This window comes from Ruegeria sp. BG5 (assembly GCF_056538425.1).
In genome coordinates, this window is the sequence record NZ_JBQFTC010000001.1 from 1,337,557 (window position 1) to 1,353,450 (window position 15,894).

The 15,894-nt window shown below is 59.2% G+C and carries 12 protein-coding genes; 5 read left to right on the forward strand and 7 right to left on the reverse strand.

What is annotated here, in order from left to right:
- Nucleotides 1-19 precede the first annotated feature (19 nt).
- The 5 genes from ACR0KX_RS06190 to acs form a co-directional block, all read right to left on the reverse strand.
- Nucleotides 20-1,843 (reverse strand): DUF294 nucleotidyltransferase-like domain-containing protein, encoded by a 1,824-nt coding sequence (locus tag ACR0KX_RS06190; protein ID WP_480708086.1) that lies wholly within the window; start codon nucleotides 1,841-1,843, stop codon nucleotides 20-22.
- A gap of 109 nt (nucleotides 1,844-1,952) precedes the next feature.
- Nucleotides 1,953-3,737 carry a sodium:solute symporter family protein gene (locus ACR0KX_RS06195; RefSeq protein ID WP_170451296.1) on the reverse strand — a complete coding sequence of 595 codons (1,785 nt, stop codon included), beginning with the start codon at nucleotides 3,735-3,737 and terminating at the stop codon, nucleotides 1,953-1,955.
- Nucleotides 3,738-3,752: 15 nt separating this feature from the next.
- Nucleotides 3,753-4,037, reverse strand: coding sequence for a DUF4212 domain-containing protein (locus ACR0KX_RS06200; protein WP_170451294.1), 285 nt, complete (start codon nucleotides 4,035-4,037; stop codon nucleotides 3,753-3,755).
- Nucleotides 4,038-4,218: 181 nt separating this feature from the next.
- On the reverse strand, nucleotides 4,219-4,902 hold the full coding sequence (locus ACR0KX_RS06205; protein ID WP_170621672.1) for an adenylate kinase: 684 nt from the start codon (nucleotides 4,900-4,902) through the stop codon (nucleotides 4,219-4,221).
- A 7-nt stretch (nucleotides 4,903-4,909) separates the two neighbouring features.
- Complete coding sequence (gene acs, locus ACR0KX_RS06210) at nucleotides 4,910-6,874, reverse strand: acetate--CoA ligase (protein ID WP_170621673.1); 1,965 nt, start codon at nucleotides 6,872-6,874, stop codon at nucleotides 4,910-4,912.
- 428 nt (nucleotides 6,875-7,302) lie between these two features.
- Here acs and ACR0KX_RS06215 point away from each other — a divergent pair, with 428 nt between their 5' ends.
- From ACR0KX_RS06215 to ACR0KX_RS06225, 3 genes are read left to right on the forward strand one after another with little or no spacing between them, the layout of a single operon-like run.
- Nucleotides 7,303-8,319 (forward strand): C4-dicarboxylate TRAP transporter substrate-binding protein, encoded by a 1,017-nt coding sequence (locus tag ACR0KX_RS06215; RefSeq protein WP_170621674.1) that lies wholly within the window; start codon nucleotides 7,303-7,305, stop codon nucleotides 8,317-8,319.
- Nucleotides 8,320-8,379: 60 nt separating this feature from the next.
- Nucleotides 8,380-9,009, forward strand: coding sequence for a TRAP transporter small permease (locus ACR0KX_RS06220; RefSeq protein WP_170518085.1), 630 nt, complete (start codon nucleotides 8,380-8,382; stop codon nucleotides 9,007-9,009).
- Nucleotides 9,010-9,012: 3 nt separating this feature from the next.
- Complete coding sequence (locus ACR0KX_RS06225) at nucleotides 9,013-10,416, forward strand: TRAP transporter large permease (RefSeq protein WP_170621675.1); 1,404 nt, start codon at nucleotides 9,013-9,015, stop codon at nucleotides 10,414-10,416.
- A 261-nt stretch (nucleotides 10,417-10,677) separates the two neighbouring features.
- Here ACR0KX_RS06225 and ACR0KX_RS06230 read toward each other — a convergent pair whose 3' ends face one another.
- Both ACR0KX_RS06230 and rocF read right to left on the reverse strand, forming a co-directional pair.
- Entirely contained in the window at nucleotides 10,678-11,721 is a 1,044-nt protein-coding gene (locus ACR0KX_RS06230; RefSeq protein WP_170621676.1) for an ornithine cyclodeaminase, read from the reverse strand.
- The gene (gene rocF, locus ACR0KX_RS06235) at nucleotides 11,721-12,641 is read right to left on the reverse strand and encodes an arginase (protein WP_480708089.1); all 921 of its coding nucleotides are present in this window, start codon (nucleotides 12,639-12,641) and stop codon (nucleotides 11,721-11,723) included. The genes ACR0KX_RS06230 and rocF overlap by 1 nt, the downstream gene beginning before the upstream one ends.
- Nucleotides 12,642-12,727: 86 nt before the next feature.
- On the opposite strand from rocF, the gene ACR0KX_RS06240 reads away from it, so the two are divergent.
- Both ACR0KX_RS06240 and mprF read left to right on the forward strand, forming a co-directional pair.
- A complete protein-coding gene (locus ACR0KX_RS06240) occupies nucleotides 12,728-13,156 on the forward strand; it encodes an Lrp/AsnC family transcriptional regulator (protein ID WP_170451276.1) in 429 nt (142 codons plus the stop codon).
- Between the two features lie 126 nt (nucleotides 13,157-13,282).
- Nucleotides 13,283-15,892, forward strand: coding sequence for a bifunctional lysylphosphatidylglycerol flippase/synthetase MprF (gene mprF / locus ACR0KX_RS06245; RefSeq protein WP_170451275.1), 2,610 nt, complete (start codon nucleotides 13,283-13,285; stop codon nucleotides 15,890-15,892).
- The last annotated feature ends 2 nt before the right edge of the window (nucleotides 15,893-15,894 follow it).

The following is a 15,894-nucleotide window of genomic DNA, read 5'->3' on the forward strand; positions in this document are numbered from 1 at the left end:
GTGCGACACAGGCGCAGGTTTAGCCTAACATCCCCTTGCCGTGACCCACAGCCGATTGCATGGTCTTGATGACAACAAAAGCGTCCCGCAAATGGCTGCGCTCAAAATCCGACAGGTCCGAGGGTGGCAGGTAATTATCCGGTTCCCGTCCAGCTTTCACAATCCGGACCTGATGTTCCAGCCGGGTTTCCGCGATCAGGTCATAGGCATCCAATAGGTCCCGCGCCCCGGACGGGCTGAGAACACCTGCTGCCTCGGCAGCTTTCAGGCGCGCGCGGGTGTTTGCCTCGGTCAATTGCCCTTGCAAGGTGTAAATCCGGGCCAGATCGACCACGGGCACGACGCCGTTATGCTTCAGATCCAAAGTGTTGCGATGCTCGCCTGACCGGATCGTGGCAAACCCGCGCAGCAAGCCCAGCGGCGGAGTATGCTTCAGCGAGTTCGAGATCATATGCGCCACAAAGATCGAGTTCGAACTGGCCGCCTTCAGTGTATTGGCGTGCAAATCGGCAAACAGCTCGAAGGCGCCGCCGATGGGGCGAAGGTCAAACATGACCGAGGCCAGCATCTGCGCCTCGGGGTTGGGTTTGGCAATCCAGCCGCTGAAATACTCGCGCCAGACCCGCACAGGCTGGCACCAGCGCGGATTGGTCGCCATCATGTCGCCGGGGCAATAGAAGTACCCGCACACGTCCAGCCCGTCCGAGACGAACTTCGCAAGTGATTGAAAATATGGCATATCGGCGTCGGAGGCGCTGTCATCCAACATCAGGCAATTGTCCTGATCGGATACACCTGTCTGTTCCTGCCGCCCTTGTGAACCGCAGGCCAGCCACAGGTAAGGAACAGGTGGTGGGCCCAGTTTTTCCTCGGCCAGCGCCAACAGCCGTCTTGTGGCTGTGTCGGCAATATCGGTGATCAGCCGGGTCACGATCTCGTGCCGGTTGCCCCCGGCCACAAGCTGCACCAGAAGCTGCGGGATCTCTGCCGTGACCTTGGCCATGTCCTCGGCGCTGTTGGCATTGGCGATGCGGCGCACCAGCTCCGCCGAATTGACGGCCTGATAGTGGGTCAGATCCGTTTGCGTTACGATCCCGACCAGACGTCCCCCTTCGCAAATCGGGATATGGCCGATACCACGCTCCATCATCACATGCAGCACATCCGATCCGATGTCCGAAGGCGAAAGCGTCATGGGGTTCGGCGTCATGATCTGCGAGACCGGGGTATCCGCCGGAAGCGCGTCCGCCACGTATTTGCCCGAGATGTCCCGCAGCGTGGCAATTCCCACCAAGCCATCAGCATCCGTCACGCAAAGGGATGAAATGCGCTTGTCACGCATGATGCGCGCTGCGTCTTGCACCGGCGTCGCAGGGGAGCAGGTGGCCGGGTTATGCGCCATCAGCGTGTCGATGGCGCTGGTCGCCAGGCTTTGCGGTCCGGCCCGGTCGCCGCGTGACCGGTCAAAGAATTTCGATACGATTTCGTGCCCGTCGATCAGCTCGCGCACCAGATCAGGCGGCAGAACGATCAGCACAGATGGCGAATGCGCCCGCGCTTTGGTGGCTGCCTTGCCGTCCTTCAGCAGCCCGCGTTCGCCAAAGGAATTACGCAGCCCAAGTTGCGAAACCACAGCGCCGTTTTCATCGGATATTTCGACCTGACCTTCGTAGATCAGAAATACGCCGGGCAGGGTATGGCCCAGATCATAGACTTCAGAGTCCTCGTCGACCTCCCACACTTCGATCTGCTGGGCGATATCCGCCAGCACCGAGTCGGGAAGCGCGTCATAGGGGTGTACGGATTTCAGAAACCGGGTGATCTGGTCGTGGGACAGGGGCATCAGATACCTCCGGATGGTCTGAGTAAAAATCCCGCCCGGTGGAATGCCGGGCGGGAACAGTAAGTCGAAAGACGCGGCACATAGAGGTTATCCATGCACCGCATCATGCTCATTTATTCTGAGCTGCGCCAGCACCACGGGGAATGCGAACGCTTTCGACCAGATCTTTGATCTCCTGCGGAGTCTCTTTGGTCATACCGGCAACGACGTAGGCAACGCCGAAGTTGATCATTGCACCAATGGCGCCGAACGAGGTCGACTTGATCGGACCCAGCAGCGGGTCAGCATCGGTGAACGAGTTGGTGCCCGGAATGAACAGCCAGCCTTTGTGCAGGAAGATGTAGACCAGGGTCACAACCAGACCAGCCATCATGCCAGCAACCGCGCCGGTGTTGTTGATGCGGGTCGAGAAGATCCCCATCATCAGCGCCGGGAAGATCGAGGCTGCCGCCAGACCAAAGGCCAAGGCCACGGTTTGCGCCGCAAAGCCCGGTGGGTTCAGACCCAGCCAAGTTGCGACCACGATGGCCACGGCCATTGCAATCCGCGCCGCCAGAAGTTCACCCTTTTCAGAGATCGACGGGTTGATCGCACCTTTGACAAGGTCGTGGGACACCGCCGACGAGATCGCCAGCAACAGACCCGCAGCCGTGGACAGGGCAGCAGCCAGACCACCGGCAGCAACCAGACCCACAACCCAACCCGGCAGGTTGGCAATCTCCGGGTTCGCCAGAACCAGGATGTCGCGGTTGAACTTGGTCAGCTCGTTTCCGACCCAGCCTTTTTCTTCAGCGAGTGCCTGCATGTCTGCGTTGGCATCGTTGTAGTACTGGATCTTGCCGTCGCCGTTTTTGTCTTCCCAATCCAGCAGACCGGTTTTCTGCCAAGTGGCCATCCAGTCATAGCGTGGATCGTTGTCGATTTCCTCGACCGATACGGCTCCGCCTTCGATGCCGCCATTGGGCCACATCATGTCACTGATGTTCAGACGCGCCATGGCACCAACCGCAGGGGCAGTCAGATACAGCAGAGCGATGAAGACCAGCGTCCAGCCAGCGGACCAACGTGCGTCAGACACTTTCGGCACGGTGAAGAAGCGCATGATCACGTGCGGCAGACCGGCGGTACCGATCATCAGCGACAGCGTGAACAGAACCATGTTCAGCGTGTTCGAATGGTGGGCCGTGTACTCGTTAAAGCCCAGCTCGGTCACGATCGCGTCCAGCTTGGTCAGCAGCGGCTCACCGCTTGCGGTATCGCCAAACAGACCCAGCGCCGGGATCGGCGTGCCTGTCAGCTGCAGCGAGATGAAGATGGCCGGGATGGTGTAGGCGGTGATCAGCACGCAGTACTGAGCGACCTGAGTGTAGGTCACGCCCTTCATCCCACCAAACACCGCGTAGGCAAACACAACAGCGGCACCGATCAGCAGGCCGGTGGTGTTGTCAACCTCGAGGAAGCGGCCAAAGGCCACGCCCACGCCGGTCATCTGACCGATCACGTAGGTCACCGACGCAACGATCAGACAGACAACCGCAACGACACGTGCGGTCTGGCTGTAGAAACGGTCGCCGATGAATTCCGAGACGGTGTATTTGCCGAACTTACGCAGGTAGGGCGCAAGCAGCAGAGCCAGCAGCACGTAACCACCGGTCCAACCCATCAGGAAGGTTGAGTTGTCATAGCCGGTAAAGGCAATCAGGCCCGCCATCGAGATGAACGAGGCCGCAGACATCCAGTCTGCCGCTGTTGCCATACCGTTGGTGACCGGGTGAACGCCGCGACCGGCGGCGTAGAATTCAGATGTGGAACCCGCGCGGGCCCAGATCGCGATGCCGATGTATAGCGCAAAGGATGCGCCAACAAACAGCAGGTTGATGGTAAACTGATCCATTATCCCCGCTCTCCCTTACTCTTCATCCACGCCGTATTCGGCGTCCAGCTTGTTCATGCGCCAGGCGTAGTTGAAGATCAGCACCAGAAAGACCAGGATCGATCCCTGCTGGGCGAACCAAAAGCCCAGATCGGTGCCGCCAACAGAAATGCCGGACAGCAGCGGACGCAGCAGAATGCCGAATCCAAACGACACCAGCGCCCAGATCGCGAGGCTGATGTAGATGAGGCGCAGGTTGGCCTGCCAATAGCCCTTATCGGCTTCGGCAGTCTGCGCGGAGTTTGTAGATTGATCCGCCATTGCGGTTTCCTCCTTCGCTTCCTCGTTGGGCGGCCCGTTGCCCAACTCCTCCAGTGCTGCGGGCCGCTTCTCGATGTTTCCAAACGCCCCGTGACGTCCGGCATAACTTCTCTGTTCCGCCAGGGCGGTTCATTGAAGTATTCTGTTGTGGGATCAAAGCCTTGCGGCCTTTCTCCTCCCCTTACTTCATCGCGTCGCTGACGATCACCTCCAGGTCGCGTGCGATGTCCTCAATCTGGCCCATGGCGTTTGTGCGTTTCAGCACGCCCTGGGTTTCGTAGTAGCTGATCAGCGGTGCGGTCTGCGCATGATAGGCGGTCAGGCGCGAAGCCACCGTTTCCGCGTTGTCATCCGCGCGACGCTTGAACTCGGTGCCGCCGCAATTGTCGCAGGTGCCTTCAACGGCGGGCTGTTTGAACCGGTCGTGATAGCCTTCGCCACAGCCAGCACAGGTGTAGCGGCCCGAGATGCGGATCACCATTTCGGCGTCTTCAACCTCAAGGCTGATTGCGGCGCTGATCTTCTGGTCGCTTTCCGCCAGCAATCCATCCAATGCCTCGGCCTGAACGGTTGTGCGGGGGAAGCCGTCTAGGATAACGCCCTTGGCGCAATCGGGTTCGGCCATACGGTCGCGCAGAATGGCGATGACGATCTCGTCACTGACCAGATCACCAGCCTCCATTACTGCTTTTGCCGCTTTACCGGCCTCGGTGCCTGCTGCTACAGCGGCGCGCAAAAGATCGCCCGTGCTGAGTTGAACGAGGCCGAATTTGTCCTCAAGCATCCGGGCTTGCGTACCCTTCCCGGCGCCCGGAGGCCCGAGAAGGATCAGAACAGCGGGGGATATGGTCGTGGCAGCGTCCATCACATCCTCACTTATTCGCACGGTTTTCGATCAGGTCTTCGACAACCGAAGGATCGGCGAGTGTCGACGTATCGCCCAGGCTGTCAAAGTCGTTCTCGGCAATCTTGCGCAGGATACGGCGCATGATTTTGCCTGAACGGGTCTTGGGCAGGCCCGGGGCCCACTGGATTACATCGGGCGAGGCAATCGGGCCGATCTCGGTCCGAACCCATGTGCGCAACTCTTTCAGCAGATCATCCGAAGGTTCGCGATCATTCATCAAAGTGACATAACAATAGATGCCTTGTCCTTTGATTTCATGGGGATAGCCCACAACGGCGGCCTCGGCCACAGCGGCATGCGCGACCAGAGCGCTTTCCACCTCGGCCGTGCCCATGCGGTGACCGGATACGTTGATCACGTCATCCACACGGCCGGTGATCCAGTAGTCGCCATCTTCGTCGCGACGGCAGCCGTCACCAGTGAAGTAATAGCCTTTGTAGTCCGAGAAATAGGTCTTCTCGAACCGCTCATGATCACCCCAGACGGTGCGCATCTGACCGGGCCAACTGTCTTTGATGCACAGAACGCCTTCGACGCCGTTGCCTTCGATCTCGACGCCGGATTGGGGGTCCAGAACCACGGGCTGAATGCCAAAGAACGGCTTCATCGCCGAACCGGGCTTCATCGCATGTGCGCCGGGCAGGGGGGTCATCAGGTGACCGCCGGTTTCGGTCTGCCACCATGTATCCACGATGGGGCATTTGCCCTTGCCGACAACGTCGTTGTACCAGTTCCAGGCTTCGGGGTTGATCGGCTCACCCACGGTACCCAGTGTGCGTAGATCGCTCAGGTCGCATTTCTCGACAAACTCGTTGCCCTGACCCATCAGGGCGCGGATTGCAGTCGGCGCGGTGTAGAACTGGTTGACCTTGTGCTTTTCGCAAACCTGCCAGAAGCGGCTGGCATCCGGATAGGTCGGCACACCTTCGAACATCAGCGTGGTCGCGCCATTGGCCAGCGGGCCGTAGACGATATAGCTGTGGCCGGTCACCCAGCCCACGTCCGCCGTACACCAGTACACGTCGCCTTCGTGATAATCGAACGTGATCTCGTGCGTCATGGCGGCGTAAACCAGATAGCCGCCGGTGGTGTGCACAACGCCTTTCGGTTGTCCGGTCGAACCGGAGGTATAGAGAATGAACAGAGGATCCTCGGCGCTCATCTCGGCGGGCGCGCAATAGTCGTCTGCCTCCAAGGCCATCTCATTGTAATCATAGTCGCGTCCATCGATCCACGTGGTCTGACCTCCGGTGCGCTTGACGACAAGACATTTCACCGTGTCCTTACAGTGCAACAGGGCCGCGTCCGCGTTCGATTTCAGTGGCGTCTTGCGCCCTCCACGCGGCGCTTCGTCGGCGGTGATGACAACCTTGGCATCGCAGCCGTTGATCCGCGCCGCCAGCGCGTCGGGCGAGAATCCGGCGAAAACGATGGAATGGATTGCACCAATCCGCGCGCAGGCCAGCATGGCATAGGCCGCCTCGGGGATCATCGGCAGGTAGATCACCACGCGATCGCCTTTGCGCACACCCAGTGATTCCAGAATATTCGCCATCCGGCAGGTGCGGCGGTGCAACTCGGCATAGGTGATGTGCTGGGCAGGGTCGTTTGGATCATCCGGTTCCCAGATGATCGCTGTCTGATCTCCACGCGTCTCCAGATGACGGTCCAGACAATTGGCCGAGACGTTCAGCGTACCATCGGCATACCAGTTGATCTTGACCGAGCCAAAGCTGTAATCGACGTCTTTGACCTGAGAGAAAGGCTTGATCCAGTCAACGCGCTTGCCCTGTTCGGCCCAAAACGCGTCAGGGTCGCTGATCGAAGCTGCATACATCGCGTCATATTTCGCAGCATCGACATGCGCACGTGCGACGGTTTCTGCGGATGGCGGATAAGTCTTGGCATCTGCCTGGGCAGCGGTGGTCATTTTTGAGGCTCCTCCCTCTGGACTGGATTTCACTGGGTCATTTCTTTCCCCAAGATCGGGCAAAGTCGATCCCATTCCTCCCCGATCGCAGTATGGCCGGGTTCAGAAAATAATGAAATAAATTGCCGTAATCCTTGAATTTGTTTGTCAAAAAATTTCTTTCCGTTGGGTAAATGTGTAAACAAAGCCTAAACTTTTGATTAAATATTGTTAAAAAACAAAAGCTAAGTTGTAATGATGATAACGGCGCTGGCTTGCTCTCAGGCTTCCATGATGGGTGGGTGGATCCGCTGGATGTACCGATCAAGCGCCTCTCGAAGTGTCCGGCAAAACTTTGCCAATCTCTGTGCAGGGTTGGCATCGGCGAATGTTGGCGCTAGCATTTTTCCAAGCGCCTCGGGAGGAGGTGCACATAAGGGAGAGATCACATGAAAAAGATGTTGAGCGGTGCTGCCGCCGCCGCAATAAGCATTGCCTTTGTCGCCGAGGCATCAGCGACCGAATGGAATGCCTCGGTCTGGGGCAAGCGCCGGGCCTTTACCGAACATGTCGAAAAACTGGCCGAGCTGGTGAATGAAAAAACCGGCGGGGATTTTACCATCAATGTCAGCTATGGCGGGTTGTCCAAGCCGCGTGAGAATCTGGACGGGATCGAGATCGGTGCCTTCGAGATGGCGCAGTTCTGCGCAGGTTATCACCGCGACAAGAACCGGGCGATTACCGTTCTGGAACTGCCATTTCTGGGGGTAAACAACCTGGCGGAAGAGGTTGCCGTCAGCCACGCGGTCTATGACCATCCCGCCGTGCAGGATGAGATGGCACAGTGGAACGCGCGCCTGCTCATGACCTCGCCCATGCCGCAATACAATCTGGTCGGCACCGGCGACCCGCGCGATCAACTGGCCGAGTTCGAAGGCATGCGCGTCCGTGCAACCGGTGGTCTTGGGCAGGCGTTTGAAGCGGTTGGAGGGGTCCCGACCTCGGTTCCGGCCACCGAAGCCTTCAACGCGATGGAATCCGGCGTGGTCGACACAGTGGCCTTTGCCCAGCACGCGCATCTGTCCTTTGGCACGATCAATGAGGCTGATTGGTGGACGGCAAACCTGAACCCCGGCACGGTGAACTGCCCGGTTGTTGTCAATATCGACGCGTATGAAGCCTTGTCACCGGAACACCGCGAAGCGCTCGACAGCTCGATTGACGAGGCCATCGATCACTATCTGGCCAATTACGGCGGTCTGCTGGAACAGTGGGACAGCGTTCTGGAAGAAAAGGGCGTGACCAAGGTGATGATCGATGATGCGGTCATCGAAGAGTTCCGCACCAAGGCCGCTGATCCGATCCGTGAACAATGGATTGCCGACATGTCCGCGCAAGGTCTTCCCGCACAAGAGCTTTATGATCTGGTTCAGTCCACGTTGCAGCAACAGCGCGGCGGCAACTGATCGTATTTCCGGGCGCTCGGACAGGGTGCCCGGACATCCCTGACATAAAGGATCACCGGAATGGCAGGTACAGCCACGGTGCTGGAAGACGGCAGCCGCCTCAGCCAGCTGGATCAGCGTCTGCTGACGGTCGAGCGTTTATTGGCGTTGATCAGCGGTCTTGCCGTATTTGGTCTGATGGTTCTGGCCGTAGTCTCGGTCAGCGGGCGAAACGCAATCAACGCACCTCTGCCCGGCTATGTGGACTGGATCGAGCAGGCCATGCCCCTGATTGCCTTTCTGGGCATCTCCTACGTTCAGCGGGACGGCGGACATATCCGGATGGATATTGTCATCTCGCGCCTGCGGGGACGTGCTTTGTGGTTATTCGAGACGGTGTCGGTCATCCTGATCCTGGTGTTGATGCTGGCGCTGGTCTGGGGCAGTTGGTCCCATTTCGACCGGTCCTTCGATTTTGGTGCGCCGTTATGGAGCCGCGACAGTTCCATCGACATCGGAATACCTCTGTGGCCCGCCAAGCTGTTGGCACCGGTGGCGTTCTCGGTGCTGTGTCTGCGGCTGGTCTTGCAGGTCTGGGGATACGGGCGCGCTTTTGTACTGGGGCTGGATGCGCCGGTGGCCGTGCCCCTAATCCAGGACGCCGCAGCACAGGCCGCAGCCGAGGCCGATCAGTTCGAAGGGCAGGACTAGCGCATGGACACGATCGAGATCGGCCTTTGGGTCACAGGTGGCCTGCTGGTTCTGGTTGTAACCGGTATGCGAGTGGCCTTTGCGGCGGGTCTGGCCGGGTTGTTCGGCCTGATCTGGATCTTCTGGGCCAAGTTCGGTTACGACCCCGACCGGTTCGGCAAGGCCGTTACCGTTGCCGTCAAAACGGCGGGGCAGGTGCCGCATTCCAAGGTGGCGGCCCATACACTCAGCCTGATCCCGACCTTCATCCTGATCGGATATCTGGCCTACTACGCCGGTCTGACCCGAGCATTGTTCGAAGCGGCCAAACGCTGGATTGCCTGGGTGCCCGGCGGGTTGGCCGTCTCGACCATCTTCGCCACCGCAGGATTTGCCGCCGTGTCCGGCGCGTCAGTCGCCACCTCTGCCGTGTTCGCCCGCATCGCCATCCCCGAGATGCTGAGCGTCGGATACAACAAACGCTTCGCCGCTGGTGTTGTGGCCGCTGGGGGCACATTGGCCTCTCTCATCCCGCCCTCAGCGATCCTTGTGATCTACGCAATCATCGTCGAGCAGGACGTCGGAAAACTGCTTCTGGCCGGGTTCATACCGGGGGCATTTTCAGCCCTTGTCTACGGGCTACTGATCGTTGGGATCGCGGTCGTGTTCAAATCCGTCGGCCCCCCCGTCACCGGCTTCAGTTGGAAACAACGTTTCGCTGCTCTGCCGGGCGCAATCCCCATCGTTGCCGTCATCCTGATTATCATCTGCTTTGTCTACAACCCGTTCGGAGACAAAGCCTGGGGTACCCCAACCGAAGGCGGCGCAATTGGCGCTTTCATCGTGTTCTGCTTCGCCCTGTTTCACGGCATGCGCTGGCCCGAGTTCAAATCCGCCCTGCTGGAAACGGCCAAACTGACGGCCATGATCTTTTCGATCATCTGGGGCGTTTTGATCTATGTTCGCTTTCTTGGCTTCGCCGACCTGCCGGGCGCGTTCTCGGACTGGATTACCTCTTTGGAAATGTCCCCGATGCTGATCCTGATCTGCATCCTTCTGGCCTATGCCGTGCTGGGCATGTTCATGGACGCAATCGGCATGCTGTTGCTGACCCTTCCGGTGGTTTATCCGGCGGTCATGGCCCTGAACGGCGGTGAAACCGTCAGCGCGGTCGAGAGCGCCTTTGGCATGTCTGGCCCCATGTGCGCCATCTGGTTCGGAATACTGGTGGTTAAAATGGCCGAGTTCTGTTTGATCACGCCCCCAATCGGATTGAACTGTTTCGTCGTCGCAGGCGTGCGGCCGGATCTGAGTGTTCAGGATGTCTTCAAAGGCGTCACACCTTTCTTCATCGCAGATGCTGCGACGATTGCCTTGCTTGTGGCGTTCCCGGGGATCGTTCTCTACCTGCCGTCTTTGGCCGGGTAGAGCCATGCGAGGCTCTGCCTCGCGCTCCGGGATATTTTTGGCCAGATGAAGAAACGGATCCTTAACCATTCTGATGGAAAAGAGTTCTGCGGTACAGGCGGGGACGCCGATGACCGCGCCAGGTGAAGCTCTCTGGCCGGTCGGTCAGAGGGCGGATCCCTGCTTCATCTGGCTATAAATATCCCGGGGGAGTCGCCCGCAGGGCGGCGGGGGCAGAGCCCCCTTTGCCGGCCATGGCTCAAGCAGTGATCGGTTGGGCTACTATCCCGCCCGCATCAGCATCCCAAACAGGTCGCGCGGGTCGTCGGGGTCAGCGAGCATATCCAGCGGTTCGTAGAAATCGGTCCCCTCGACCACGCTTTTGATCACGCGCAGGGCCGAGAAATCCTCAATTGCGAAACCCACGCTGTCGAACAGGGTGATTTGCCTGTCATCGGTGCGACCTTCGATCTGGCCGGTCATAACCTGCCAGATCTCGGTGACGGGGTAATTAGGTTCAAGCGCCTGAATCTCACCCTCGATCCGCGTCTGCTCGGGGTATTCGACAAATATGTCCGAGCGCAGCAGGATATCGCGGTGCAGTTCGGTTTTGCCGGGGCAATCGCCGCCGATTGCGTTGATGTGAACACCGGGTCCGACCATGTTGTCTGTCAGGATGGTGGCGTATTTCTTGTCGGCAGTGCAGGTGGTGATGATCTGAGCACTCTCGATCGCTTCCTCGGCCGTTTTACAAGCCACCACGTTCAAGCCCTTGCCGTGAAGGTTTGCCGCGCATTTGGCGGTCGCGTTTGCGTCGATGTCGTAGAGGCGAACGGTTTCGATCCCGCACATTGCTTTGAACGCAAGGCATTGGAATTCGGACTGCGCGCCATTGCCGATCATAGCCATGGTGGTCGCGCCCTTGGGCGCAAGATATTGACCCACCAGTGCCGAAGTGGCCGCAGTTCGCAGCGCCGTCAGAATGGTCATTTCCGTCAACAGAGTGGGGTAGCCGGTGTAAACATCTGCCAGCAAACCAAAGGCGGTGACAGTCTGCAGCCCCTCGGACGTGTTCTTCGGGTGGCCGTTGACGTATTTGAACCCGTAAGCCTCACCATCCGATGTTGGCATCAGCTCGATCACCCCATGTGGTGAGTGCGCTGGGATGCGCGGGGTTTTGTCAAAGCTTTCCCACCGTTTGAAATCGGCTTCGATCTGAGTGGCGATTTTGGCGATCATCGCTTCGACGCCGATGTGGTGGACCAGCCGCATCATGTTGTCGACGGACACGAACGGGACCAGGGCCTTGTCGGAAGGTGCAGTCATCAGAAGCTCCGTGTGGGGCGGTCAAAGATCCGGCGTCCCATCAGCGACGCGGTCAGATCCACCATCAGTCGTGCGGTGCGCCCGCGTTCGTCCAGAAACGGGTTCAGTTCCACCAGATCGAGCGAGCTGACCAATCCGCTTTCATGCAGCAGTTCCATGGCCAGATGCGCCTCACGTTCAGTTGCGCCGCCGGGCACGGTGGTTCCGACCGCTGGCGCAATGGCCGGATCGAGGAAATCCACATCCAGCGACACGTGCAGCAGGCCGTTTTCGGCCCGAACCCGATCCAGAAATGCCATCAGAGGTGCTTTGATCCCGTGTTCGTCGATACTGCGCATGTCGGCCAGCATGGCCTGGTCCTGCTCGAGAACCGCGCGTTCGGCGGGATCGACAGAACGCAAGCCGATCATGCCGACCCGATTTGTGGGCACTGTGGCGGGCAGGGGCGGAAACGCCTCGAACCCCGGCTGGCCAGTGAAATAGGCGACCGGCGTGCCGTGCAGGTTTCCGCTGCCGGTGCTGGTCGGCGTATGAAAATCGCTGTGGGCGTCGAGCCACAGGACAAATAGCGGGCGGTTGATCTGTTGTGCATATGCTGCCATTCCGGCAACGGTGCCCATCGACAAGGCGTGATCCCCGCCCAAAAAGACCGGTGTTCCTTCGGGCGCGGCCTTCTGCGTTGCGCGGCTGAGCGCGCTTGTCCAACCCACGCATTCGGGCAGCGAAAACAGGTGTTCATGTTCCGGCATCTGCACCGCGTCAGGGGCCACATCGCCCCAATCGGTGACAGTATGCCCCAACTCGGCCAGCGCGGTTTCCAACCCGGCAACACGATAGGCATCGGGGCCCATTCGGCACCCCTGACGCCGTTTGCCGGCATCCAGGGGTGCACCGATCAATATGATGTTCTTGATATCCATGTGTCCATTTAACCGTTCGATATATCTTGCTGGAAGACGGCAAATTGTTCAAAATGAACTTAAGAAATCCGAAACGGAAACAAGTTATGGACGAACTGGACAATCGACTGATCAGCGCGCTGCACCGGGATGCGCGGGCGTCCCTGTCTGAACTGGCTGAGACGCTGGGGGTGACCCGCACAACCGTGCGCAGCAGGATGCAGCGGTTGAAACAGTCGGGTGAGATTGTCGGCTTTACGGTTCTGACTCGCCGCGATGTGGCGCAAAGCCCGGTGCGTGGGTTGATGATGTTGGAAATCGAAGGGCGCGGGACCGAGCGTACGATGGCCCGTATCGGTGCAATGCAGCAGGTACGGGCCGTGCATTCCACCAACGGCAGCTGGGATCTGATTGCCGAGATCGGAACCGAAACGCTGGTCGAATTGGACGAGGTGATTTTTCAGATCCGCAGGATGGAGGGGATCACCCGATCCGAGACGAACCTGCTGCTGTCTACTCGCAAGGGTCGGTTCTGACAGGGCATAGCGCTTTGACCCGGAAGGAATTTGTGACAGAGTTTCTTTGCGTGTCGCCCCAAAGGGGCGCGTCAGACCAAGGGGCTGGCGTCGCACACGGTTAAGAAAACGGCAGGGACGCGCAGCATGACAGCACAGGACCACAGCGACGAGTCCAAGGCGATGCAATGGGCTGAAAAGCTGACCGGGATGCTAGAAAAACCCTGGGTGCGTATCGCCATTCCGGTTCTGGTCACAGCGATCGCTTTGACGGTTCTGCACGAGCTGTCATCACATGTGAAATGGGCGGATGTGCAATCCGACATCGCCGCTACGCCCTGGACTTTGCTGCTGGTCGCCCTGTTCTGGGCCGGAGTAAGCTATTTTTCCTTGTCCTTGTATGACGTCTTTGCGGTGCAAAGCGTAGGCGGTGGCAAGGTACCCTTGCCGATTGCGGGCTTGGCGGGGGCCAGCGGTTATGCGGTCTCCAACTGCTTGGGGTTTTCCTACATCACCGGCACAGCGATCCGGTACCGGATCTACGCCTCGCTGGGCCTCGACCTTGGGCGTGTGGCCGGGGTGATCGCCACGTCCTGGGTTGCGTTCTGGATGGGGTTGGTTCTGATCCTTGGGGTATTGCTAACGCTGCATCCCGATGGGATCTCCAAAGTCCTGCCGATCAGCGAAACGGTCGAGACGATCATTGGCCTGTGTTTGCTGACCGGGTTGGTCGCAGTGTTCTTCTGGTTGGCAAGTGGAGGGCGCCGGTTCTCGTTCGCAGGGTTTGAGTTCAACCTGCCGGGTGGCAAGCTGGCCAGCTTGCTGACGCTGGCGGCCTTGGGCGACCTTCTGGGTGCGTCGATGGTTTTGTACGTGCTCATGCCCGACGATCTGGGCGTCGGATTTCCCTATTTCTTCACGATCTACGTGGCCGCCATTGCGGTCGGTATCCTCAGCCACGCGCCCGGAGGGATCGGCGTGTTCGAAGCCACCTTGATCGCGGGGCTGGGGGCCTCGGGTCGGTCGGACGTGATCGCTGCGTTGCTGTTGTATCGGGTTGTTTACACCTTTGTTCCTTTTGCAATTGCCAGCTTGTCCATCGCAGTCGCCTCGGCCCTGACACAGCGCCACCGGATTGGCGGGGCAGCGGTTTGGGTGTACCGGGCCATCCGCCCGATTGTGCCGATGGTCGCAGCGGGTGTGACCGCAACCGCAGGTATCATCCTGTTGGTTTCGGGCGCGTTGCCGTCGAATTCCCAAAACCTGAGTGTCTTGCGTGACGTGCTGCCCTTGTCCTTTGTCGAGGCGTCGCATCTGGCGGGCAGCGCGGTGGGGGTTTTGCTGCTGCTGGTTTCGCGGGGTCTGTTCCGCAAACTCTACCGGGCGTGGGTCGTGGCGATGTTGCTGATGGTGGCGGGCTTTGCCGCCTCACTCGCCAAGGGGTTGGACACGCATGAAGCCATTGGCCTGTTGGTCACGATTGCCGTGTTGGCGCTGTTCCGAGGTGCGTTTTACCGGGTCAGCGGGGCGTCGATCTTCCGGCTGAACATCCCCTGGCTGATCAGCGTGGTCGTATTGCTGGCGGTGATCTTCTGGATCGGTCTTTTTGCCTATTCCCATGTTGAATACCAGAATGCGCTGTGGTGGGAATTCGCGTGGAACGGCGACGCCTCACGCTTCCTGCGATCCAGCCTTGTGGTGGCGGTAATCGTGGGCATCGTGGCCGTGACCTCGTTGTTCGGGCGCGAGATACCGGCACCGGTCCGCACCGAAATCCCCGAGGTCGTCGAGCGGCTGGTGATGGAGAGTGAGGACACCGAATCCCAAATCTCCCTGACCGGAGACAAGCAATTCCTGATCGCTCCGGATCAGACAGCATTCATTGCCTATGCCGACACCGGCAACGCCATCATTTCCAAGGGCGAGCCGGTAGGGGATGAAAAGGCCGGGCAACAATTGGTCTGGCAGTTGCGAGAGATGGCGGATCGTGAAGGCAAGCTGTGTGCGTTTTACAGCGTTTCGACCAAGTATCTGCCGACTTTTCTGGATCTGGGCCTGTCGATCCTGAAAATCGGTGAGGTCGCGCGCGTGCCGCTGCAAGATTTCTCGCTGGATGGAAAATCCCGCAAACGGTTCCGGCAGGCCAAGAACCGGGCCGAGCGGGAAGGGTATGTGTTCGAGATCATTCCGAAAGAAAACCTCGCGCCGATATTGCCGGAGCTGCGGAAAATCTCGGATGACTGGCTGGCGCAGAAAGCAGGGGCTGAAAAAGGCTTTGCCCTGGGCGGATTCGACGACGACTACCTGTCCTATTTCGATCATGCGGTGCTGCGAAATGGTGAGACCGGGCAGATCATGGCCTTTGCCAACCTGTTTCAAGGCGGCAACAAGTCGGAACTGTCACTGGATCTGATGCGGTATGAACCCGACAGCCCCAGCTTTGTCATGGATGCACTGTTTGCCGAGATGATGGTCTGGGGATCCGAGCAGGGATTTCACTGGTTCTCGCTGGGCGCGGCCCCGTTTTCAGGCATTGAAAACCGCCAGTTGGCCTCGCTCTGGAACCGGATCGGCGGCTTTGTCTATGAACATGGTGAGCAGTTCTATCACTTCGAAGGGCTGCGCGCGTTCAAACAGAAGTTCGACCCGGAATGGAGCCCGAACTATCTGGCCAGTCCCGGCGGTCTGGCCGCGCCGCGAATTTTGTATGAGGTGAATATCCTGATCTCGGGCGGACTGCGCGGGCTGACAAAGTAACC